Genomic DNA, 22,694 nt, shown 5'->3' with positions numbered 1-22,694 from the left:
TGATGCGTGAACTTTTGCGAAATGCTACTATGCGGCTTAGTCGAGCAGGCGTAGAATCGGCAGAATATGACGCGCGTTTACTGCTTGCGGAAGCATGCGGCGTGAGCTTAGCTGAACTTAATAAGACATTGCTGATGGGTAATGGTGTTGGTTCTGCTCATATTTCTGCTGGATATGTTGATCGTTATGAAGCTTTCGTTAGTAGACGTGCTTCTCGCGAGCCATTGCAACATATTGTTGGTCATGCGCCTTTTCGCTACTTAGATTTGCGAGTCGGCAAGGGTGTTTTTGTGCCGCGCCCGGAAACTGAAATGGTAGTTGAAGCTGGATTGGATTGGCTGCGAGAATCGCGTGTTAGTAAGCCTACGGTAGTAGATTTATGTGCTGGCTCGGGTGCAATCGGATTGTCAGTTGTGACGGAAGTTGCGGATGCGCAAGTATGGGCTATAGAAAAATCTCCTAAAGCTTTCCAATATTTACAAAAAAATTTTGAAGAAACTGCAAAAAAGCAGGAAAATCTGCATGTATTTGGCAGGTATCATGCTGTGCTTGGTGATGCAACAAAAGCGCATATTTCGGATTTAACTCCGGAACTTGCGCAAATTTGCGGCAAAGTAGATTTAGTAATCACGAATCCGCCATACGTGCCAGAAACTCAAGTGCCGGAACAGATTGAAGTGCGCGAATATGATCCTCCGCTTGCGTTGTACGGCGGTTCTGCGGACGGCTTAGCTATTCCGGAGCAGATTATGCGCGCGGCTTTCTCGTTACTTCGTCCCGGGGGAGCGCTGGTGATGGAGCACGATATTTCGCAAGGTGATGCGCTTCAAAAATACGCAGAAAGTATAGGTTTTGTGCGTTCGTGCGTTGGCAACGATTTAACAGGCAGACCAAGATATACTTTTGCAATAAAATAAGAAGCAGAATAAAAAGCTAAGAAGCAACATAAGAAGCAAGGGGTAATGAAAGAGGCAAAAATGAGCAAAATTTGCAATATCAACGAAGAATCACTGCAAATGGCAGCGCAAATTATTAACGAAGGTGGCGTAATTGTAGTGCCGACTGACACTGTGTATGGCGTTGCTTGCGACCCGTTTAATGAGAAAGCGGTTGCAAAAATTTACGAACTCAAACGTAGGCCTCGTGCAAAAGCACTGCAAATTTTAATGAGCGGAGTAGAAGATTTAAAAAAACTTGGGCTTTATTTGCCTTCTCCGCTTGATATTTTAGGAGAAAAGTTCCTTCCAGGTGGATATTCTCCGATTGCGCGCGCGAAGGAAGGTTCGGTTGCTTCGCATCTTGCAACGCTGTGCAAAACAGATAAAAGTGATGCGCAAAATGATGCACAATCTGAAGCGACGCAGGGTGTACGTGTACCAGATTGTGCAGCATTGATGCGGATTTTGCGTGTAACGGGACCTCTTGCGGCTTCTAGTGCGAATCGCAGCGGTAACGAAAGTGCAGACAGCGTCGAAGAAGCAGTGGATGCTTTTGGTGACGAAATCCCTCTGTATTTGAACGCAGGTCCGACTCGCTCGCATGTAGCAAGCACGGTAGTTGGTGCAGATTCAAACAACGAAGACGGCATCGTGATTTTCCGCGAAGGAGTGATTTCGGAGCGCGAAATTCGCGCGGCTTTACGGAACTAGTTACCTAAATTTTGCGATACTGTCGGATCGACACAATCAAAATAAATAGGAGAAGATTCAGATCAATCCTACGAATTTTATAAAACCTATAGAGCCTACAAAACTTACAAAATAATCGCATAGTAAAGGATGCAATCGATGAGGGTATACCTGTTTATTGCGGCCATCGCAGGTGGAGCTACGTGGCTTATTATGCCACTTGTGCGTCATCTTGCGATTCTCATGGGAGCTGTTGGTAAAGTTCGCGCGCGCGACGTGCATACTATTCCAACTCCGCGCATGGGTGGGGTAGGTATGCTTTTTGGTTTCGCAGTAGCGATGGCGTTCGCTAGTTCTATGCCGTTTATTTCCGGTCTTTTTGCAGGCTCGCATCAGCCGTGGGTGGTGCTCGCTGGGGCTGTTATGATATGCCTGCTTGGGGTATGCGACGACATTTGGGATTTAGATTGGATGCTAAAACTTGCCGGTCAGCTGCTTATAGCTGTTTTTGTGGCATGGGGAGGGTTGCAAATCGTAACTTTGCCGCTCGGATCGCTCGTAACGGCATCGCCAAGCGTATCAATCGCCATAACTGCAATACTCATCGTAGCTTCAATTAATGCAGTAAATTTTGTGGATGGACTAGACGGACTTGCTTCCGGAATTGTTGCAATTGGCGGTATTGCTTTCGCAACTTATTCGTATATACTTGCTCGCACATCGCCGTCCTACGCTTCAATGGCAACGCTTATTGACGTTGCTATGGTGGGCATGTGTGCGGGATTTATGTTGCATAATTGGCATCCTGCGAAACTTTTTATGGGCGATTCTGGCTCCATGCTTATCGGCTACTTAATTACGTGCGCGTCGATTATTATGACCGGTCATTTGGATCCTTCCGCCGTTCACACGAGTATTTATTTGCCTGTATTTATGCCGATTTTGTTGCCGATTCTTGTGCTGTTTTTGCCAGTTCTTGATATGTGCCTGGCGATTACGCGGCGCGTTGCCAAAGGGCAGTCGCCGATGCATCCGGATCGCATGCACTTGCATCACCGCATGTTGAGAATTGGACATTCTGTGCAGGGTGCTGTGCTTATTTTATGGGGATGGGCAGCACTGATTGCATTTGGCTCTATTATGATTTTGTTCTTCAAAGCTGTGTATGTGCTTATTGGCATGATTCTTGCTGCTGTGCTACTTACTGTGCTCACAATGATGCCGTACTTGCGTCGCCGCCTGCCCGAACTTCGCAATTCGTAGCGTTTCGTGCGGAGTTTCGGCAAACGTCATAGCAAAAACGTATAGTAACCCTATGGCTACAACTGATATGAACACGAAATCCGTGTATGCTCCTGTTCCACCAATTTTCGAGAAGCTCGGTCTCGCTTATGACGATGTCCTTTTGCTTCCAAACGAAACTGATGTTATTCCGTCCGAAGTGGATACTTCCACTCGGCTGACTCGCGAAATTACCATGAAAGTGCCGACTATTTCGGCAGCTATGGATACTGTTACCGAGTCCGATATGGCTATTGCCATGGCGCGTAATGGTGGTATTGGCGTACTTCATCGCAATCTTTCTATTGATGATCAGGCTGCGCAGGTTGATATTGTTAAGCGCAGCGAGTCGGGCATGATTACCGACCCACTTACCGTTCACCCAGACGCAACGCTCGCCGATTTAGATAAATTGTGCGGGCGTTTCCATATTTCTGGTCTTCCGGTAGTAGATAGCGAAAATCGTTTAGTTGGTATTATTACCAACCGTGACATGCGTTTCATAGCTTCTGAAGATTACGATCGCTTGAAAGTGAAGGATGTGATGACGCGTGAAAATCTCGTCACTGGTCCTTCCAATATTTCTAAGGAAGATGCTCACCGCTTGCTTGCGGATAACAAAATTGAAAAGTTGCCTTTGGTTGATGCTGACGGTAAGCTTACAGGCTTGATTACTGTTAAGGACTTTGTAAAGACTGAACAGTATCCAGATGCTACTAAGGATGATCAGGGCCGCTTGCGCGTTGCCGCTGGTATTGGTTTCCTTGGGGACGCTTGGCAGCGTGCGTGCGCGCTTATGGAAGCTGGAGTTGACGTGCTTGTGGTTGATACCGCAAACGGCGAGGCTCGCTTGGCTCTCGATATGATTCGTCGCATTAAGGCAGATAAGGCTTTCGATGCTGTGCAAATCATTGGTGGGAATATTGCAACTCGCCAGGGTGCGCAGGCGATGATTGATGCCGGCGTTGACGCTGTAAAGGTTGGCGTTGGCCCAGGCTCTATTTGCACTACGCGCGTTGTTGCAGGTGTTGGTGTGCCTCAGCTTACTGCTGTTTACGACGCTGCTCAGGCTTGCAAGGCTGCTGGAATTCCGTGCATTGCAGACGGTGGCATCCACTATTCTGGCGATATTGCTAAGGCTTTGGTCGCTGGCGCGGACACCGTTATGCTCGGTGGTACTTTGGCTGGCTGCGAAGAAGCTCCAGGTGAAAAGGTTCTTCTTCACGGCAAGCAGTACAAGCTGTATCGTGGCATGGGCTCGCTTGGCGCAATGGCTCCTCGCGGTAAGAAGTCTTATTCTAAGGATCGCTACTTCCAGGCAGACGTTACCAGCTCTGATAAGGTGGTTCCAGAAGGCGTTGAAGGCGAAGTTCCATATCGCGGTCCACTGAATGCTGTGCTTTACCAGTTGCTTGGTGGCTTGCATCAGTCCATGTTCTACGTTGGTGCGCACAATATTAAAGAAATGCAAGAGCGCGGTCGCTTTATTCGCATTACGGATGCTGGCCTTCGCGAATCGCATCCTCACGATATTGTGATGACTGCAGAAGCGCCAAACTACAGCGGTTTCCACAACTAAATCGCGTGGTGCGCGTGGTGTGCGCTATGTATGCGATTAAATTGCGTATAAATTGCGTGTAAATCGCAAGTAATTTTGCATTAAACGGCGAAAAGTTACGCAAGTTCCTCACAACTTGCCTGCTTTTCGTCGTTTTTAATACGCGCTTCGTCGGTACGAAGATGTAGGCTTGTGGGTTCAAAAAAAATATTAGGAAAGGAACGAAAATGGCTGAAGCTAAGGAAGATCTTACGTTTACGCCGGAAGAATCGCGCTTAATTTGGATTGATTGCGAGATGACTGGACTCGATATTTTCCATGACGAATTATGCGAAGTATCTGTAGTTCCAACTGATTTTAATTTGAAAGTTCTCGACGACGGCATTGATCTAGTGATTAAGCCGAGCGATGCTGCTGTGGCTCACATGAACGATTTTGTACGCAATATGCACACTTCTTCCGGACTTGTTGACGAGTGGAATAAGAACGGTTTGCCGTTAGAAGAAGCGCAAAAGCAGGTTGTTGAGTACGTAAAGCGTTTCCTGCCTGCTCGCGGAAAAGCGCATCTTGCTGGAAACTCAGTTGGTTCTGACAAAAAATTCCTCGACCGTTACATGCCAGATTTAATGGCAAATCTGCACTATCGTGTCATCGACGTAAGCACGCTGAAGGAAATTTCACGCAGACTTTACCCTGACGTTTATCGCAATAAGCCGGCAAAACACGGCGGTCACCGCGCGCTCGCGGATATTATTGAGTCGATTGATGAGCTTCGTTACTACCGCGATATGATGTTTGTTCCAGCGCCAGGACCAAGCGAAGCACAGGCAAAAGCCGGTGCGCAGCATATTGAAAGCACGAGCTTGCTTCGTGATTACGAGCGTCGCGGAGAAGCATTAGAAGATGTAAATTCCGCAGAAAAGCGCGACTATTAAACACAGCGTGACTATTCAATAAAGCGCGATTACTAAACAAAGCGCGACTATTAAACGTATTAAACGTATTAAACGTATTAAACGCAATAAAAGGTACTGCCAATGAAGCAATCCGAAGCTCTAACCATAATCAACGCTGGCGCGAGCGCGTTCATTACCGGCGCTCCGGGTGCAGGTAAAACCTACGTATTAAACGAAGCTATTCGCGAAATGCGAAAAAACGGTTTAAGTGTTGCTGTAACTGCTTCTACCGGCATTGCGGCAACTCATTTAAACGGTCAAACCATTCACTCGTGGAGTGGAGTTGGAGTTTCAAACGCGCTTACGGATACACTTCTTAAAACCATTAGAGCTCGGCGAGGAAAGCGCATAAAAGCTACGGACGTGCTCGTTCTGGACGAAGTTTCTATGATTCACGCGTGGCTTTTTGACATGGTTGACGAAGTGTGCCGTAAAGTGCGCAAAAATCCAGCTCCTTTCGGTGGACTTCAAGTAGTTATTTCAGGTGACTTTTTCCAACTTCCGCCTGTAAGCACTTCTATGCGAAATCGCGACGTGTTCGAGCCTAGCGAGGAGTTCATTTCGTCGCGCGAAAAGTATGCTGCTGCCGGCAAAAATCCGGAAGGCTATATTACGGAATCTTTCGCATGGGATGCTTTGAAACCTGTTGTGTGCTACTTAACTGAGCAGCATCGTCAGGATGATGGCAAATTGCTTGAAGTTTTAACGGATATTCGTGGCGGTCTTGTAAGTGACGACGACAAGCAAGTGCTTGCTAGTCGCCTTGGTGAGTATCCGGAAGATGACGAAGTTGCAGTGCATCTTTTCCCAACGAATTCGCAAGCAGACGGATTAAATAATGCTAAACTTGCGGCAATTGATGCGGAACCCCACGAGTTTGTGGCAACGGAAGCCGGTCCTAAGAATCTTGTTGAGCGCTTAAAGAAGAATATGCTTGCTCCGGAGCGTTTAGTTTTGAAGGCTGGAGCTGCTGTAATGGCGTTGCGAAACGATCAGGAAAAGCAGTACGTAAACGGCTCTGTTGGGCGTGTTTTGAGGTTCGCGCCTGAATCTAAAGGCGGATGGCCAATTGTTGAGTTTGAAAATGGCAATATTGTGACTCTTAAGCCGGCTGCTTGGGAAATGACAGACGGCGAAACGGTTCTTGCTAGCGTAAATCAAGTGCCGCTTCGTTGCGCGTGGGGAATTACGATTCATAAGTCTCAAGGCATGACACTTGACAGTGCGGTAATGGATTTGCGTAGAACTTTCGCTCCCGGAATGGGATACGTGGCGCTTTCGCGTGTGGAAAATCTGGGCGGACTTTATTTGGAAGGTATTAACGATCGCGCGTTTAGTGTTTCAGCAGATGCTGTACTGCTCGACGGATCTTTGCGTGAGGCTTCACGGCGGGCGAGTGAGCTGCTTTTTAGCGAGGGTGCTTCCGCGTTTGTTGCTAAAAAAGAAGATGTTGATTTTGCGGATCAGCAGGAGCTTGATATTTTTGTTAGCGCAGACAGTATGGATAGCACTGTTAATGACGAGTTTGGATTCAATGACGAGTTTTAGTTGAAAATTACGTATTGTGAGTTTGTTTAGTAGTGTAAACAAGTGTTTATGTCCTCATGCGCACATAGATTGGAACGCATGAATTCCAATGTACTTCGTATGTCTCAGCTGTTCCTTCGTACGCTGCGCGAGGATCCTGCAGACGCGGACGTGACTTCCGCAAAACTTATGCAGCGCGCAGGCTATATTCGCAAATCTGCCCCAGGCGTGTGGACCTGGCTTCCGCTAGGACTTAAGGTTTTAAACAAGGTTCAAGCGATTATTCGCGACGAAATCAACGGCATTGGTGCGCAGGAAGTTCACTTCCCAGCGCTTCTTCCGCGTGAGCCTTACGAAGCCACTCACCGTTGGGAAGAATATGGCGATAACATTTTCCGCTTAAAGGATCGCCACCAAGCTGACTATCTTCTTGCTCCAACGCACGAAGAAGTTTTCACGCTCCTTGTTAAGGATATGTATTCTTCCTATAAGGACTTACCTGTTACTTTGTATCAGATTCAAACGAAGTATCGCGACGAATTCCGTCCGCGCGCTGGCCTTATTCGCGGCCGCGAGTTTATTATGCAAGATGGTTATTCGTTCTCGATTAACGAAGATGGTTTGAAGTCTGCTTATGTTGAAGAGCGCGCTGCTTACGCTCGCATTTTCGACCGTTTGGGCATTAAATACGTGATTGTTCACGCTGTTTCTGGCCCAATGGGTGGTTCTGATTCCGAAGAGTTCTTGGCTCCAATGCCAATTGGTGAAGATACTTTTGCGCTTGCACCTTCCGGAAAAGCTTGGAATGTTGAGGCTTTGACCACTCCAGAAATGCAAGATGTTGATTATTCGGCAACTCCTGCAGCAGAAGCTCTCGAAACTCCAGATGCTAAGACGATTGAAGCTTTGGTGAAGGTTTCTAACGATTTGCATCCTCGCGAAGATGGACGCGAATGGCAAGCTTCCGACACTTTGAAGAACCTTATTATTGCTGTTAAGCATCCGGCAGACGCTGAAGGCGGCGAGCATGAGGAGCCATGGCGCGAAATTGTTGCTATTGGTATTCCGGGAGATCGCCAGGTAGATATGAAGCGTCTTGAGGCTCAGTTTGCTCCTGCAGAAATTGAAGAAGCAACTGAGGATGATTTGAAGTCTCATCCTGAGTTTGTAAAGGGCTACATTGGCTTTAGCGTATTGGGTCCTCAAGCTCGCCAAGAGGGTAGGGGTATTGCAAATCCTGTTCGCTACTTGATGGATGCTCACGTTGCAAAGGGAAGTGCCTGGATTACAGGAGCCGACGAAGAAGGAAAGCATGTTTACAACGCTGTGTACGGACGCGATTTTGAAGCAGACGGCGTTGTTGAAGCAGCACAAGTTCGTGACGGCGATATGAGCCCAGATGGTTCCGGTCCGTTGAGCTTCGAACGCGGTGTGGAAATCGGCCAGGTGTTCCAGCTCGGCTTAAAGTATTCTAAGGCTTTGGGCTTAAGCGTTCTTAACGAAAACGGTAAGGCTGTGCCGGTTTGGATGGGTTGCTACGGCATTGGTGTGAGCCGTGTGCTCGCATGCTTGGCAGAAACACATCACGACGACGCTGGTCTCGCATGGCCTATGGCTATTGCTCCAGCTCAAGTTCACGTTGTTGCTACTGGCAAGGATCAGGTTGCTTTCGATGCTGCTGAGAAGGTTGTTGAGGAGCTGAGTAAGCAGGGAATTGAAGTAATCTTCGACGACCGTCCAAAGGTTTCTCCAGGCGTGAAGTTTAAGGATGCTGAGCTTGTTGGCGTACCTCTGATTGCTGTAGCTGGCCGCGATACCGTGAATAATGGCACGATTGAAATCCGCAATCGCGATGGTTCTGATGTTGAAGCAGTTCCAGTTGATGAGGCTGCAAGCCGCATCGCTGAGCGAGTAAACGCTTTGCTTGCGTAACGCTTTACTTGCGTAACGCTTTGCTTGCGTAAGTTTTTATAAATCGCAATTTGCCGCCAAGAATAGTAATATTCCTGGCGGCATTATTGTTTATCGTGGTGCGAGAGATATTATTTTATTTTATTTTCTTTTCTTTAGATATCTGCATCACCCCCAAATTCGTCGTTCATAGCGTGTGAGTGAGAGTTAGTTTGTTCAGTTTGTGCACTTTTTTCGCTGCGAGTATTTTCTTCAGTTTGTGCACTTTTTTCAGTTTGATTATTGGTATCTGATTGATTCGTACGCTTGGTAAATTGCGTAGTTCCGCGATTCAAATCATGTCCAATAGCGCAGGCTTCCAAAATTAAACGATTATAATCATTTCCATCTTTCGTCCAGCTTTCGGTACTTAGGTTACCGTAGACCATAATTGCATCGCCTTTATGTACGCTTTTCAGCACATTTGAAGCTAAAGTGCGGTATGCTTTCACTGTCATCCATGTAGTTGGCCTATCGTGCCATTGGTGCTCATCGTTACGGTAATATGATTGTGTGCTTGCAATGCGTAGCGAACAAGCTGGAAAATTTTCATTACGTCCAAAACTGACTGGTTCAGCTCCTACGTATCCGCTTATCGTCACCGTGGACTGTTGTTGTGCCATGTTGTATCATCCTTTCACAAATTGGACTGCAGCCATTTCAGCCCCGAAATCAGAGCCACCATTGCCCCTGAGCTTCGCAGCCATGAGGAAATGCCGCAGTAGTAATAACTATGAACTTTGCGCAACAACTTTGCTAGAAAATTCTTCTATTGTGGTTAAAAGCTATGTTGTATCCACAATGTAATACATCTCTTGACATAGCAAAATATGTAGCAACGCTGCCCATAGTTCTATCTGTATATGCATCATAATTCCTTATCGCAAGGTAACATTGAGCAGACGTGTTGAAAATATTGAATGCAGTGAAGAAGATATGTATGGTGCAAAACAGCTATGAAGAGGCAAAATATAAGCCTGCTATGTGCGTAAGTGCATTAGCGCATCCTTCAATACATGTTTCAAAAGATGTTGCGAAGAATGCATTAGTGCGTACGAGTGCTGTAATAATTGCGTGCTTAGCTGCGTGCTTAGCTGCGTGCTTAGCTGCGTGCTTGGCTGTGTGTTTGGCTATGTGCTCGACTGCAAGTTTACCTGCATACGCAATATTCGCAAATTTTACTGATTCTCCTGTAGAAAATTCGCACCAATATCAACAGAACCCAATCATTCAAACAACTCACACTGCTTCCACTACTGCTTTTATTCAGTCTGACAGTGTAGCTCGTTATGTTCTCGCTTCTATTCGTAATGCAAGATCGTGTCTTTACGATAATCGTGGCACGTATTTTAATGGTATGCCTTTGCAAGATTATGTGAGTCGTTGTGGTCTCAGCAAAGAAGCGTATGTAAATAATATTCAATATGATGCTGCGAATGAGCAGGATGCATTTCGTCGTGCGCAAGAAACTGCTCAGCATGGAAAGTTTGGTCATTTTGGTCCAGATGGTGTGAGTGCGCCTGATTATACGGGTCGAAAAGCGTGGGCTGAAAATTTAAGTTGGGGAGTGGATCTTGCTGGCTCTATGCAGCTGTGGATTCAGAATGAAGAATCGGCATTGCGAGCCACAGGAGGAGCTTTTAGCGAAGATAATGGTCACTTGTACCAAATCTTGAATCCTAGCAATATTTCTTTCGGCTACGGAGAGGCTTCGGGTGGTCCTTATGGCGTTGTTGGCGCACTAACGCTGTCGGAATATAACGGGGATATTGATTATCCTGATGGCAAAATTGGTCCTGAATCTCCCGAAGAGCAAAAAAAGCGTGCTGAAGAGGAACAAAAAAAGAAAGAAGAGCAGCAGCGTAAAGATGAGGAAGCTAAGAAAAAGGTTGTTGCTCACGAAAAACATGGAAGGCGCGTAAAACATAAGCATCATAAAAAATTTGCGAGTGCTATGAAAAAAAGTAGTGTAACGCATGGGTTTATGCCGTTTGTTATTGTGCTGTCAAGCGCGCTTGTTTCATGCGTTGCAGCAGTAGTAGCTTGGATTTTCTTAAGACGTCGTTTAGTTGCAAAGCGTCGTTTTGCAAAGCATTCTTTAGTTGCAAAGCATTGTTGATAAGCCTGCAAACATTGTTAAGCCTGCAAACGTTGAGCAAAGAACGCTTGCAGGCTTTTTTATTTTTATTTTTTTTTTATTGCTAGTTTTCCATGCTCAATTTGAGATGCTTTACCAAATGTGTACGCGCTCAGCAGGGTCGAGCCACATTTCGTCGCCTTCTTTAACATCGAACGCATCGTAGAACAAGTCAACGTTTCTAGCAATGCCGTTAGTGCGGCATTCAGCTGGGGAGTGTGGGTCGATTTGAAGCAGCTGCTCCGCAATCTCGTTACGAGCTTTAGAACGCCATACCAACGCGTAGCTTAAGAAGAATCGTTGCAAAGCAGTGAAACCATCTACTTCAGGAGCGTTCAGCAAAGTTTCGCGAATAGCATCTTCACTTCCGTCAATCTCACGCCCTTCGCTCTTTTGCAAAGCGAAAGCGTAGGCTTTCAGTGCAATAGTTACGCCGCTTAAATCGCCAATATTCTCGCCGATTGTTAAAGCGCCATTTACGTGAGGCATTGCATTGCGCTCTTCTTTGTTCTTTAAGTGAGAGTATTTAACAATCAATTGCGTTGGTGTAAAAGCATTGTATTGTTCAATAAGCTTTTTAGTGCGCTCAGTAAAGTTGGTTTTGTCTTCTTCAGTCCACCAATTGTTAAGCACGCCGTCGCCGTCGTATTCGCAACCTTGATCGTCAAAACCGTGGCCGATTTCGTGACCAATCACGGCACCAATAGCGCCGTAATTTGCTGCGTCTGGAGCGCTTGGGTTAAAGAATGGTGGTTGCAAAATAGCAGCTGGGAACACGATTACGTTCAGCAGAGGATCGTAGTAAGCGTTCACAGTTTGCGGAGTCATCTGCCATTCTTCGCGGTCCACAGGATTTCCAGCTTTTGCAGTATTCCTACCAAAGCCGAATCGAGAAACTTCGCGCATATTCTCAACTAAACCAGCGTTTTCTTTAATATTTAAGGCAGAGTAGTCAACCCAATGATTCGTGTAACCAATATTCGGCTCAAACTTACTAAGCTTTTCCAAGGCCTTCGCTTTAGTCTCCTCGCCAAGCCAGCTGCTGTGCGAAATCGACTCGCGGTAAGCATTAATAAGATTGTTAACTAATTCCTGCATATACTTTTTAGAAGATTCAGGGAAGTGCAGGCGCACGTATTCGTGACCAACTTCTTCTCCGCAAGCATCGTCAACAACGCCTACTGCTCGCTTCCAACGGTCGCGTTGCTTTGTGGCACCAGAAAGCACTTTGCCGTAGAAGTCGAATCTAGCTTCGGCAAAATCTTCACTCAGCAGGCTTGCCCAGCACAAAATCACGTGCACGCGCGCCCAAAGCTTCAAATCTTCTAAGTCAGCTTCCTGCCAAATCTTATTCAATCCTTCTATAAAGCTTGGCTCGTGAACTACTACTTTGTTAAAAGCTTCACGAAGATTGATTGGCTGGTGCTTTGCTTCTTCGCAATTGTCGTACGCTTTTTGTGCAGCATCTAAGAAAGCGTCGAGATTCAGCGCTTCAAGCGTTTTTGCCAAATCTGCATAATCGTAAGGATTATAAGTTTTTTGAGAATCGCGAGTTGCCACGTTATCCCAATGCTTGCTTGCAATCTGCGTTTCAACATTCAAGAAACGCTCGGCTTGCGTTTGAGTAGTAGTTGCGTCACCGTAACCAGCTAAGCGCAGCAGCGAAGCTACCATTTTTACGTATTCAGCGCGAATTGGAGCATAATTATCTTCGCGATAGTACGCTTCGTCCGGCAAGCCCAATCCCGACTGCTCAATATGCATAATATTCGTCTTAGGGTCCTTAGGATCCCCGTAAACGCCAAAATAGAACATTGCGTCCGGTCCGCCGTAAGGGTTAAGTGAGCCAAGAGTGCGAACCAAATCTTCCTTATTGCTAGCCGAATCAACAGCGTCTAAATCGCTTTTAATTGGTGTAATTCCAGCTTTTTCAATAGCTGCAGTATCCAAATAATTACGGTATAAAGTTTGCGACTTTTTAGCTGAGCAATCTTCGCTTTCTAAAATATCTCGAATTTGCGTCTCTGCATCTTCTGCAAGTTTGTGGAAAGCGCCGTACATTGGGCGGTCGTCTGGAAGAGTGTAAGTGTCAATCCAAGGACCGTTTATGTAACGGAACAAGTCGTCTTGTGGACGAGTAACTGACGAGAAGGAGGCTGGATCGAAATCTACAGCAGAAATTTCTTTCTGTGATTCGTGATTGCCTTTATTATTGTTTTCATTGTTATTAAGCATGAATTTAGCTTACAAGTATTAAGCGACACTATGAGCTAATATTTTCGTTATATTTTCCTTATGTTTTCGCGCTATCTTGCGCTATTTTCGTGCCTGCGCGTTAGTCTTGAAGCATGATTGAACTGAAAACTCCAGCTGAGATTGAAGCGATGAAACCTGCAGGTCGCTTTGTAGGTAGTATTCTTAAAGATTTGAAAGCAATGACCAAAGTTGGCACGAATCTTCTCGAAATTGATGACTTCGTTCGCCAGCGTATTATGAGCCGCAAAGGTGCTTCTTCTTGCTATGTTGATTACGCTCCTGATTTTGGAACAGGTCCTTTTGCGCACTATATTTGCACTTCTGTAAATGATGCTGTTCTTCACGGTGTTCCTTACGATTACAATCTTAAAGATGGTGATTTGCTAACTCTTGATTTGGCGATTAACGTCGACGGCTGGGTTGGTGATTCAGCTATTAGTTTCGTTGTTGGAAAGCATGCAGATCCTGAGGATTTACGCTTAATTAAGTGCACTGAGGAAGCTTTGGAGGCTGGCATTAACATGGCTCAGCCTGGCAACCGTCTTGGCGATATTTCTGCAGCTGTTGGTTGCGTTGCTCACGAGTATGGTTACAGCGTAAATCTTGAGTTTGGCGGTCACGGAGTCGGTCATATTATGCATGGTGATCCTCACGTTCCTAACGACGGTACTGCTCATCACGGCTATAAGCTTCGCCCAGGTCTTGTGATTGCAATTGAGCCATGGTTCTTAAAGACTACTGACGAGATTTACCAAGATCCTAAGGACGGCTGGACTCTTCGCTCTGCTGATGGTTCTCGTGGTGCGCACACTGAGCATACTATTGCGATTACTGAAAATGGCCCAGAGATTTTGACTGTACGCTAGACTTATAAAGAGTTGATTTTTGTAAGTATTTCGCGAGTAGTAATTGCGTAAGATAGATGTAAAGAGGTACGTTAAGTAAATGGCGGAATTTGATTTTGCCCAAGCGTTAAATGAAGTTGAAGCAAAGTATTCTTCGATTGCTAAAGCACTAGATGTCGATTCGTTGAAGGCTACGATTGCTGATTTAGAAAAGCAGGCTGCTGAGCCTGGGCTTTGGGATGATTCTGAGCATGCTCAGCAAGTTACCAGTAAGCTTTCTGCAGCTCAGTCTCAATTGAAGCGTTTGCAAACTGTTGAGCAGCGCATTGAGGATACTAAGACTTTGATTGAGCTTGGTGAAGAAGAAGGCGATGCTGATTCCATGAGCGAGGCTCAAGAGGAGCTTGGCTCTATTGCTCACGAGTTGGACGATATGGAAGTTCAGACTCTTCTTGACGGCGAGTATGATGCTCGATCTGCCGTTGTTACGATCCGTTCTGGTGCGGGCGGTGTGGATGCTGCTGATTTTGCTCAAATGCTTCTTCGCATGTACTTGCGTTGGGCTGAGCGAAACGGCTACAAAACAAAGATGATGGATACGTCTTATGCAGAAGAAGCTGGTATTAAATCCGCTACTTTCCAGGTGGACGCACCTTATGCATATGGTCGCCTTTCTGTAGAAGGCGGCACTCACAGGATGGTTCGTATTTCTCCATTCGACAATCAAGGACGTCGCCAAACTGGTTTTTCTGCTGTTGAAGTAATTCCTCTTGTTGAAGCTACGGATCATATTGATATTCCAGATTCCGACATTCGCGTGGATACTTTCCAAGCTTCAGGTCCTGGCGGTCAGGGTGTGAATACTACGTATTCTGCTGTTCGTATTACGCATTTGCCAACCGGCTTAGTTGTTTCTATGCAAGATGAGCGCAGTCAGATTCAGAACCGCGCCGCTGCAATGGCAGTTTTGCAATCTCGTTTGCTGGTGCTTAAGCATGCGGAAGAAGCTGCTAAAAAGAAGGAGCTTGCTGGAGATATTAAGGCAAGTTGGGGAGACCAAATGCGCTCCTACGTGCTTCACCCGTATCAGATGGTGAAGGATTTGCGCACTGGCTACGAAACTTCGCAAACTCAGGCTGTTTTTGACGGCGATATTGACGGCTTTATTGAAGCTGGCATTCGTTGGCGTCACGAGCAGCGAGTTGCGGCTCAAAAAGAAGCTGAAGCGGAAGCTTAAGAAGATCTGTAAGAAGAATCTTAGGTAAAATCTTAAGCAGAATCTCAAGCGGAATCTTAAACATAAGTTTACATTAAGCTCAAAAACTAACAATTACACATAATCTTCGGAAGGATTGAAACAATGTCGCTGATTTCATTAGATCATGTGTCAAAAATATATCCTCGAGGCACGCGTCCTGCGTTAGATGACGTATCTTTGCATGTTGATCGCGGCGATTTTGTGTTTTTGGTTGGTGCATCTGGCTCTGGCAAAACCACATTGCTGAGTTTGCTGCTTCGCGAAGAAGAAGCAAATGGTGGAGAAATTCACGTAGCTGGTAACGATTTGCGTAGACTTTCTAACCGTCAGGTTCCGCAGTATCGCAGATCTCTTGGATTTATTTTCCAGGATTATAAGCTGCTTAATAATAAAACAGTTTATCAAAATGTTGCTTTTGCTTTGGAAGTGATTGGTACGAGTAGGGCGACTATTCGTTCGCTTGTGCCGCGCGTTCTGGAAACCGTTGGCTTAACTGGTAAGGAAAATAACTATCCGCACGAACTTTCCGGCGGCGAAGCACAGCGTGTGGCAATTGCTCGCGCATATGTAAATCATCCACAAATTTTGCTTGCTGACGAGCCTACTGGAAACTTGGATCCAACTACTTCTCTTGGTATTATGGAAGTTTTGGAAGCTATTAATCGCACAGGAACTACAATTGTTATGGCTACGCATAATGAGGAAATCGTGAACTCTATGCGTAAACGAGTTGTGGAGCTTCATGAGGGTAAAATCGTGCGAGATGAGCGCGAGGGATCTTACGATTCTGCGCTTTACTTCCCAGATTCCGACGTTGAACAGAAGTCTAAAGCACAACAATCTGTTGGAAACATTGATGATTCAGACAGTCATGCGATTCAAGATTCAGCTCATCAAACGCATCATACTGAACGTCATAAGAAACTTTCTAAAAAAGCTCAGCGTGCTGCTCAAGCTCAAGAAACAGTTGATATTGTAACGCAATCCTTGCAAGGTAATACTTCTGAGAATGAGGGAATTGCTCGTTTAGCTCAGTCGGTTCATTCTGGTCGTACTGGTCGTTATGGCGAAGTGTTCCAGTCTTTGGAAACAACAATGACTTGGGGTCGTGGATTGCTTTCTGTGAGCGATAAGCAGGATGACGATATTGAGCATGAGACTTCTGAAAGTGGAACTCCTGACGATAAAACTCCTGACGATAAAACTACTAACGATAAAACTACTAACGATAAAACTACTAACGATAAAACTACTAACGATAAAACTACTAACGATAAAACTATTAACAACGATATAGCTAGCAATATTAAGCAAACTGCTACTGATTCAGTAGACAGCGCTAACAATAGTGCAGATAATTCGCAAGCTCAGTTAGAAGAGTCAGTTATGCGTGAAGAATCCGACAATATTGAGGATACTGAATCTGCTCACACTGCTGAATCTGCTCACACTGCTGATGATGCTGCAAGCACTGATGAATCGCAACAAGAAGTAGACAATCATATGTCGCAGCAGCAAGAGGTTCTCAATAAGTCGTCTCTTCCTCCAATGCCGCCAGCTCCTCCTCAATCTGCACCGTCATCTGCAAACAATGATAACGGTAATAATGGCAGTGATACTAACGTTACTAACGACAAGAGTAATAGCAACAATAGTAGCGACAATAATAATGCGAGCGAAGCTGAAGGAGCGAAGTAATGCGTTTACGATTTATTTTTTCCGAAACATGCATTAGTTTACGCCGTAACGTTTCAATGATTCTTTCCGTTATGCTTGTAACGTTTATTTCCTTCCTTTTTATTGGTGCTTCTGTGCTCATGCAAGCTCAGATTACTCAAGCTAAAGGCGACTGGTACGACAAGGTTGAGGTTGTTGCATGGCTTTGCCCAGACGGCACAAGTCAATCTCCTTCCTGCGCTTCTGGAAAAGCCCCAACAAACGCTGAAATAGTAAAGCTTGAGCATGTTATTCACCAAGAATTAGGCGACGACGTTTCAAATATTACGTACGTAAGTCGTAACGAATTTTACAAAAATACCTTCCTAAAGCAGTACCCTAATGGAATGTATCAGGGTAGAACGCTTACAGCCGCAGATATGCAGGATTCGCTTCGTTTGAAGCTCACGAACCCTATGAAATACCAGGTTGTTTCGGAAGTTCTTTCTGGGCGAGATGGTGTGGAAGAAGTTGTCGATCAGCGCCAAATTTTCGATCCTGTTTTCAGTGTACTTAATCGCGCTACTGTTGTGACGATTGTGCTTGCAGCAGTTATGGTTGTGGTAGCTATTATGCTTACTGGCACTACGATTCGTATGTCTGCAGCGAGCCGCCGTCAAGAAACCGAAATTATGCGCTTAGTTGGTGCTTCTAACTGGACTATTCGCATGCCGTTTATTCTTGAAGGTGCTTTTGCTTCCTTCGCTGGTTCTTTGCTTGCTGGTGCGGCATTAAGCTTGGTTGTAAAAGTGTTTGTAACTGATTGGCTTGCACAAAATGTTCGTTGGATGCCATTTATAACGCAATCTACTGTGTGGTTATGCGTTCCAATGCTGGTAGCCGGTGCAGTAGTGTTGTCGATTATTGCTTCAGCTATTGCTTTAAGACGATATTTGAAGGCTTAGCGCAATATTAAATTAGCGCAGTATCAACTTAGTGCAGTATCAAAATTGACTTCATGAGTGGAACTTATGTGAGTCCTAACATGATGTAAAATGTAAGTTTTGCGACATTGGCTCGCGTGGTTCCTTGCGTCACGATATAATTCGCAGTAGTGATGTGGAAAGGGAAGTGATATGAGCGAGGCTCGACGTAGCATGATTGCAATTCGGCGCACTCATACGTTAGTGAGCTTAATTGTTGCTGGTACCATGATGCTTGCTGGCGTGGTTGGCTCAGTGTTAACAGCATCTGAAGCGCGCGCAGTAAGTATGAGTGAGTATAACCGTAAGGTGCAGAATAATGAGAATTTGAAGCGCCAACTTGCGGGTGTGAATAAGCAATTAGCGAATAAAATTCTTGAATTGAACGATCTTAATGAGCGTCAAATTCCAAGCCAAGTGCGTGCTGCTCAGCAGGCGGATGAACAGGCTGCTCAGGCGCGTAGTCTTGTGGAATCAACGCAGCAGCGTTTGCAATCTGCGCAAAAAGATAAGCGCAATTTGGAAGAAAAAATTAAAAAAACTGGTGCTGATTTTGATGATGCTAAAGCTGCGGTAGCTCAGTTAGCGCGTAAAAGTTTCCACGGTTCGCAAGCTTCTGATGTTATGGGCATTGTAACAAAATCCACTACGACTGAGCAGTTTGTGGGTAAATTGCAGTCGGAAGCTGCTGTAGCTCGTAGTGAAGCGAATGCTGCTAATGATGCTGCTGTCACATTGAATACTTCCATGAACCGCCGCCAGCGTTTAGCTGCTATTGAAACAGAAATTGCAAAACTTAAGCAGCAGGCGGATACTCAAGCACAAAGTGCGCAGTTAGCTGCACAGGCTGCTAATGATCGTAAAAAATCGTTGCAAAGCTTGCGCGATCAAGGTGAAAATATTCGTAAGCAGTTAGAAAGTCAAAAAAGTAGTTTAACTTCGCAATCTGCTCGTGAAGCTGCAGAGATTATAGCCATGAAGTCGGCTATTGATGCTCAGGCTCGTGCTCTTGCTAATAAGGCTGTTGCTCGCGCTGATCCGAATGCTGGTAATCGTCAGCAGGTTAAGGGTGGTGCCGGAGTTAATGTTTCCTTACCCCCGATGCAGCTTTCTAATGGCGCTGCTAGTGGCATGAATTATACTGTTCCTGGTAATTGTCCTGATCGCGCTGGTTTCTGCTACGGTCATAATACTGGTAATACTGTTGGCGGCTCTGCGTATCCTGCACGTCAATGCACTTTGTGGGCTTATTTGCGTCGTTCGCAGCTGGGACTTCCTGTTGGCTCTTATATGGGTAATGGAGCAGATTGGGCAAATACTGGTCGTCGTTTAGGATATTTAGTGAATCGTACACCACATGTTGGCGCGGTAATGGTATTTGCTCGTGGTCAGCGTGTTGGTAATTGGAATGCTGATTGGCAGTATGGTCATGTGGCTGTTGTTGAGCGTGTGAATGCCGATGGTTCGGTGCTTATTTCTGAAGGTGGCACTGGTTTCGCAACATTCCCTGCGTATGAAACTATTTATAATCCTGGTAATTATGAGTATGTTCATTATTAAGGGTTATAATGCTCATAGTTCGCAAAATTGTAGCGCTATTGTGGGTTATTCGGCGCTCTGATTTTGGAACTGTATGTACTTGCCATAAGATAGTAATGTCTTATGGCAAGTTTTGTTTATAGTTGATTCTTGTATTTGTTATGTATAAGTTGATGCGTATTGGAGGGCAATAATGGTAAAGAAGCCTGCGCAAGATGGTACAGTCACTGTTGCGCAAAATCGTAAGGCGCATCATGATTATGCTATTGAAGATTGCTATGAGGCTGGTCTTGCACTTACTGGCACTGAAGTGAAATCATTGCGTGAGGGGCGAGCATCGTTAGCTGAATCGTTTGTTACTATCGATCGTCGCGGTGAAATGTGGCTTGAAGGTGCGAATATTCCAGAATATTTAAACGGTACGTGGAATAATCATGCGCCTAAGCGTAAGCGTAAGCTATTGCTTCATGCAGCACAGATTGCTAAGCTTTCGAGACAAACTGAAGCAAAAGGCTATACGGTAGTGCCATTGCGTTTGTATTTTAAGGGAAGTTACGTAAAAGTAGAGATTGCTTTAGCGCGTGGTAAGAAGGAATTTGATAAGCGTCAAGCATTGCGTGAAGAACAGGATAAGCGTGAAGCTTTGCGCGCTATGCGTTACCGTAATTTGCGCGCTCGTGGCGTTGACTGAATACGGTCAGTGATTGCAACCTTTCCCGCGTTTGCACGATGACCTGCTTTCGCGCTGCGATTATTTACCCCGCGTTTGCGCGACACGCCGTATAATATTCAATATTACGCATAATATGCGCTAGGTTTTCGCAAAAAGCCAAGTATTTCACTAATAAACAGCATACTTATCTCTGTATATACATATCTTGTATAAATAATTGTGAGAATAGTAAGGTTATCGTGTATAGTTATACACATCAATGCAAATTATAGATTCTTAATACACATACGAGGAGAAGAACTATGTTGAAATCTATGAAGCCTATTGCTGCTCTTGCGTCTTTGGTATTGCTCGGCAGTATTGCTGCGTGTGGTCCAGCCGATTCCAAAGCAGCGGATCCAGATGTTGCTCGCAGCTACGACGTGAGCCAGGTTAAGAAGGATGATGCTGTTGCGGCATTGGTTCCGGCGGAAGTTGCGAAAACTGGTGAGCTTACGGTTGGTGTAAACGTAAGTTATGCTCCTGCTGAGTTCTTTGCTGCCGACGGCAAAACTCCTGTTGGTTACGAAATTGATTTCTCTAAAGCATTAGCAAAAGTTATGGGCTTAAATGCTAAGATTATGCACGCTCAATTCGATTCTATTATTCCTGCAATCGGCAGCAAGTATAACGTTGGTATTTCGGGCTTTACAGTAAATGCTGAGCGTATGAAGTCCGTTGATTTCGTAACTTATGCGAATGCTGGATTGTCATTTGAAGTGCGTAAGGGAAATCCTACTAAAGTTGATCCAAAGAACCTTTGCGGTAAGAAAGTGACTTTGGAAACTGGTACTGTTGGTGAACCGATTATGGAAGAAGCCAAGAAGCAGTGTGCTGCGAAGAAAGATAAGCCTCTCGAAATTATGAGTTTCAAGGAGCAGACTGACGCAACTACAGCTCTTCTTTCTGGTCGCGCTGACGTTATGTATGCGGATACTCCAGTAGCTGGTTATGCGGCTATTAAGAACGCTGGAAAACTTGAGATTCTTGCTAATAGCAAGGATGCTGAGCCAATGGGTGCAGCTGTGAAGAAGGGTGATGCTGCCATGCTTAAAGCGGTGAAAGCTGGCATTGATAAGCTTATGAAGTCCGGCATCTATAAGGATATTCTCAAGAAGTGGGGTGTTGAGGATGTTGCTATTGATAAAACTGTAGTAAATCCTAAGATGTGATTGAGTTACAATCTTAATAATTACATCAGGTTGTACCTGCTATCGTTAATCTGAGTCGTAATTTTGCGACTCAGATTATTTCGTTACTTTACTGGCATTGGTTACTTTACTGATACTAGCTACTTTACCGATACTGGTTATTTTACTAATAATTGATGAGCATGAAAAAGCGTACTGACAAGGGGAATACATTGAATTGTGCAAATAAGCAATCTTCTGCGACGAAAGATGATGCTGTTAACGCCGAGCACATTTTGCCGGTTAAAAAGCCGGGTCCTATTATCGCTGGCGTTATAGTGGCGGTGATCGCGTGTTCGCTTCTTTACAGTATTATTACTAATCCGCGATTTGAATGGCAAGTAGTAGGTGTGTACCTTATAAGCGACAACGTGCTTGCTGGTATAGGCTGGACCTTGCTTTTAACGGCGCTTGCTATGCTTATTGCAATTGTGCTTGCTGTTGGTTTAGCAATGATGCGAAAGTCAGTAAACCCTGTTCTTCGCGGTGTGAGCTGGTTCTTTATTTGGTTTTTCCGCGGCACGCCTGTGTATACGCAGCTTGTGTTTTGGGGCATGTTTGCCGTGCTTGTGCCACGGTTGGGCATTGGTATTCCATTTACTTCTGTAGAGTTTTGGTCTATTGATTCTAATGTAATTATGACTTCGCTTACGGCTGCTGTTGTAGGTTTGTCACTGAACGAAGCAGCGTACTTGTCGGAAATTGTGCGAGCTGGTTTGGAAGCTGTTGATGCTGGTCAGGTTGAGGCTGCTCAGGCGCTTGGCATGGGTAGGGCTTTAACGATGAGGCGAGTGATTCTTCCGCAAGCAATGCGCATTATTGTTCCGCCGCTTGGGAATGAGACTATTGGCATGTTGAAAACTACTTCTTTGGTTCTTGCAGTACCGTTTACGCTGGAGCTTCAGTTCGCTACGAATGCTATAGCTAACCGTATTTATAAGCCGATTCCGTTGCTTCTTGTGGCAAGTATTTGGTATTTGGTTATTACTTCTATTCTGATGGTGTTGCAATCTATGCTTGAAAAGCATTTTGGCAAGGGCTTTGAAGCGCGAGATATTGTGAAACATGCTCAATTAGATACCGATAAAGGTCAACGTGGCGACCAGTCTTTGCATGCTCAACAAAAGAATGTTAAAGGGCGTAACGATGCTACGATGCTCGGTTTTAATGCTTAATGAGTAATTGCATAAAGCGAAATACAGTAGCGAAATAAGAATG

Annotated in this window: 18 protein-coding genes; 16 read left to right on the top strand and 2 right to left on the bottom strand. The window is 45.2% G+C overall.

What is annotated here, in order from left to right:
• Nucleotides 1-2: 2 nt before the first annotated feature.
• The 7 genes from prmC to HXT28_RS03870 all read left to right on the top strand — a co-directional run bounded on the left by prmC (nucleotide 3) and on the right by HXT28_RS03870 (nucleotide 8,882).
• The gene (prmC, locus tag HXT28_RS03900) at nucleotides 3-917 is read left to right on the top strand and encodes a peptide chain release factor N(5)-glutamine methyltransferase (protein WP_422113703.1); all 915 of its coding nucleotides are present in this window, start codon (nucleotides 3-5) and stop codon (nucleotides 915-917) included.
• A gap of 60 nt (nucleotides 918-977) precedes the next feature.
• Nucleotides 978-1,649 (top strand): L-threonylcarbamoyladenylate synthase, encoded by a 672-nt coding sequence (locus HXT28_RS03895; RefSeq protein ID WP_422113702.1) that lies wholly within the window; start codon nucleotides 978-980, stop codon nucleotides 1,647-1,649.
• Nucleotides 1,650-1,787: 138 nt separating this feature from the next.
• Nucleotides 1,788-2,891 (top strand): MraY family glycosyltransferase, encoded by a 1,104-nt coding sequence (locus tag HXT28_RS03890; protein ID WP_064346925.1) that lies wholly within the window; start codon nucleotides 1,788-1,790, stop codon nucleotides 2,889-2,891.
• Between the two features lie 52 nt (nucleotides 2,892-2,943).
• Nucleotides 2,944-4,488, top strand: a complete 1,545-nt coding sequence (guaB, locus tag HXT28_RS03885) for an IMP dehydrogenase (RefSeq protein ID WP_064346923.1) — start codon at nucleotides 2,944-2,946, stop codon at nucleotides 4,486-4,488.
• A gap of 206 nt (nucleotides 4,489-4,694) precedes the next feature.
• Nucleotides 4,695-5,402 carry an oligoribonuclease gene (orn, locus tag HXT28_RS03880; RefSeq protein WP_004117685.1) on the top strand — a complete coding sequence of 236 codons (708 nt, stop codon included), beginning with the start codon at nucleotides 4,695-4,697 and terminating at the stop codon, nucleotides 5,400-5,402.
• 102 nt (nucleotides 5,403-5,504) lie between these two features.
• The gene (locus HXT28_RS03875) at nucleotides 5,505-6,971 is read left to right on the top strand and encodes a PIF1 family DEAD/DEAH box helicase (RefSeq protein ID WP_422113288.1); all 1,467 of its coding nucleotides are present in this window, start codon (nucleotides 5,505-5,507) and stop codon (nucleotides 6,969-6,971) included.
• A gap of 78 nt (nucleotides 6,972-7,049) precedes the next feature.
• The gene (locus HXT28_RS03870; RefSeq protein WP_032814342.1) at nucleotides 7,050-8,882 is read left to right on the top strand and encodes a proline--tRNA ligase; all 1,833 of its coding nucleotides are present in this window, start codon (nucleotides 7,050-7,052) and stop codon (nucleotides 8,880-8,882) included.
• 134 nt (nucleotides 8,883-9,016) lie between these two features.
• Here the strand turns inward: HXT28_RS03870 and HXT28_RS03865 are convergent, their stop codons facing one another.
• Nucleotides 9,017-9,523 carry a single-stranded DNA-binding protein gene (locus tag HXT28_RS03865; protein ID WP_016637155.1) on the bottom strand — a complete coding sequence of 169 codons (507 nt, stop codon included), beginning with the start codon at nucleotides 9,521-9,523 and terminating at the stop codon, nucleotides 9,017-9,019.
• 317 nt (nucleotides 9,524-9,840) lie between these two features.
• Between HXT28_RS03865 and HXT28_RS03860 the strand changes: the two genes are divergently transcribed.
• Nucleotides 9,841-11,019, top strand: coding sequence for a CAP domain-containing protein (locus HXT28_RS03860; RefSeq protein ID WP_422113287.1), 1,179 nt, complete (start codon nucleotides 9,841-9,843; stop codon nucleotides 11,017-11,019).
• A gap of 111 nt (nucleotides 11,020-11,130) precedes the next feature.
• Here the strand turns inward: HXT28_RS03860 and HXT28_RS03855 are convergent, their stop codons facing one another.
• Nucleotides 11,131-13,272 carry a M13 family metallopeptidase gene (locus HXT28_RS03855; protein WP_422113286.1) on the bottom strand — a complete coding sequence of 714 codons (2,142 nt, stop codon included), beginning with the start codon at nucleotides 13,270-13,272 and terminating at the stop codon, nucleotides 11,131-11,133.
• Between the two features lie 113 nt (nucleotides 13,273-13,385).
• On the opposite strand from HXT28_RS03855, the gene map reads away from it, so the two are divergent.
• From map to HXT28_RS03815, 8 genes are all read left to right on the top strand, one after another.
• Entirely contained in the window at nucleotides 13,386-14,159 is a 774-nt protein-coding gene (gene map / locus HXT28_RS03850; protein WP_016637152.1) for a type I methionyl aminopeptidase, read from the top strand.
• A 79-nt stretch (nucleotides 14,160-14,238) separates the two neighbouring features.
• Nucleotides 14,239-15,375, top strand: a complete 1,137-nt coding sequence (gene prfB / locus HXT28_RS03845; RefSeq protein ID WP_422113285.1) for a peptide chain release factor 2 — start codon at nucleotides 14,239-14,241, stop codon at nucleotides 15,373-15,375.
• Nucleotides 15,376-15,498: 123 nt separating this feature from the next.
• Nucleotides 15,499-17,094: a cell division ATP-binding protein FtsE gene (gene ftsE / locus HXT28_RS03840; protein ID WP_422113284.1), complete on the top strand. Its 1,596-nt coding sequence runs from the start codon at nucleotides 15,499-15,501 to the stop codon at nucleotides 17,092-17,094.
• The gene (ftsX, locus tag HXT28_RS03835) at nucleotides 17,094-18,017 is read left to right on the top strand and encodes a permease-like cell division protein FtsX (RefSeq protein ID WP_032814340.1); all 924 of its coding nucleotides are present in this window, start codon (nucleotides 17,094-17,096) and stop codon (nucleotides 18,015-18,017) included. Before ftsE ends, ftsX begins: the two co-directional genes overlap by 1 nt.
• 171 nt (nucleotides 18,018-18,188) lie before the next feature.
• Entirely contained in the window at nucleotides 18,189-19,595 is a 1,407-nt protein-coding gene (locus HXT28_RS03830; protein ID WP_422113283.1) for a CHAP domain-containing protein, read from the top strand.
• Nucleotides 19,596-19,767: 172 nt separating this feature from the next.
• A complete protein-coding gene (gene smpB, locus HXT28_RS03825) occupies nucleotides 19,768-20,265 on the top strand; it encodes an SsrA-binding protein SmpB (protein ID WP_016637147.1) in 498 nt (165 codons plus the stop codon).
• A gap of 284 nt (nucleotides 20,266-20,549) precedes the next feature.
• Entirely contained in the window at nucleotides 20,550-21,458 is a 909-nt protein-coding gene (locus HXT28_RS03820; protein WP_016637011.1) for an ABC transporter substrate-binding protein, read from the top strand.
• Between the two features lie 155 nt (nucleotides 21,459-21,613).
• Nucleotides 21,614-22,651, top strand: coding sequence for an amino acid ABC transporter permease (locus HXT28_RS03815; RefSeq protein ID WP_016637010.1), 1,038 nt, complete (start codon nucleotides 21,614-21,616; stop codon nucleotides 22,649-22,651).
• The last annotated feature ends 43 nt before the right edge of the window (nucleotides 22,652-22,694 follow it).

The sequence above is a fragment of the Gardnerella washingtoni genome (genome assembly GCF_049262705.1).
In the GTDB taxonomy this organism is placed as follows: Bacteria; Actinomycetota; Actinomycetes; order Actinomycetales; family Bifidobacteriaceae; genus Bifidobacterium; species Bifidobacterium vaginale_D.
Note: the sequence above shows the minus strand (reverse complement) of the source record. Positions and strands in the feature narration are given on the sequence as shown.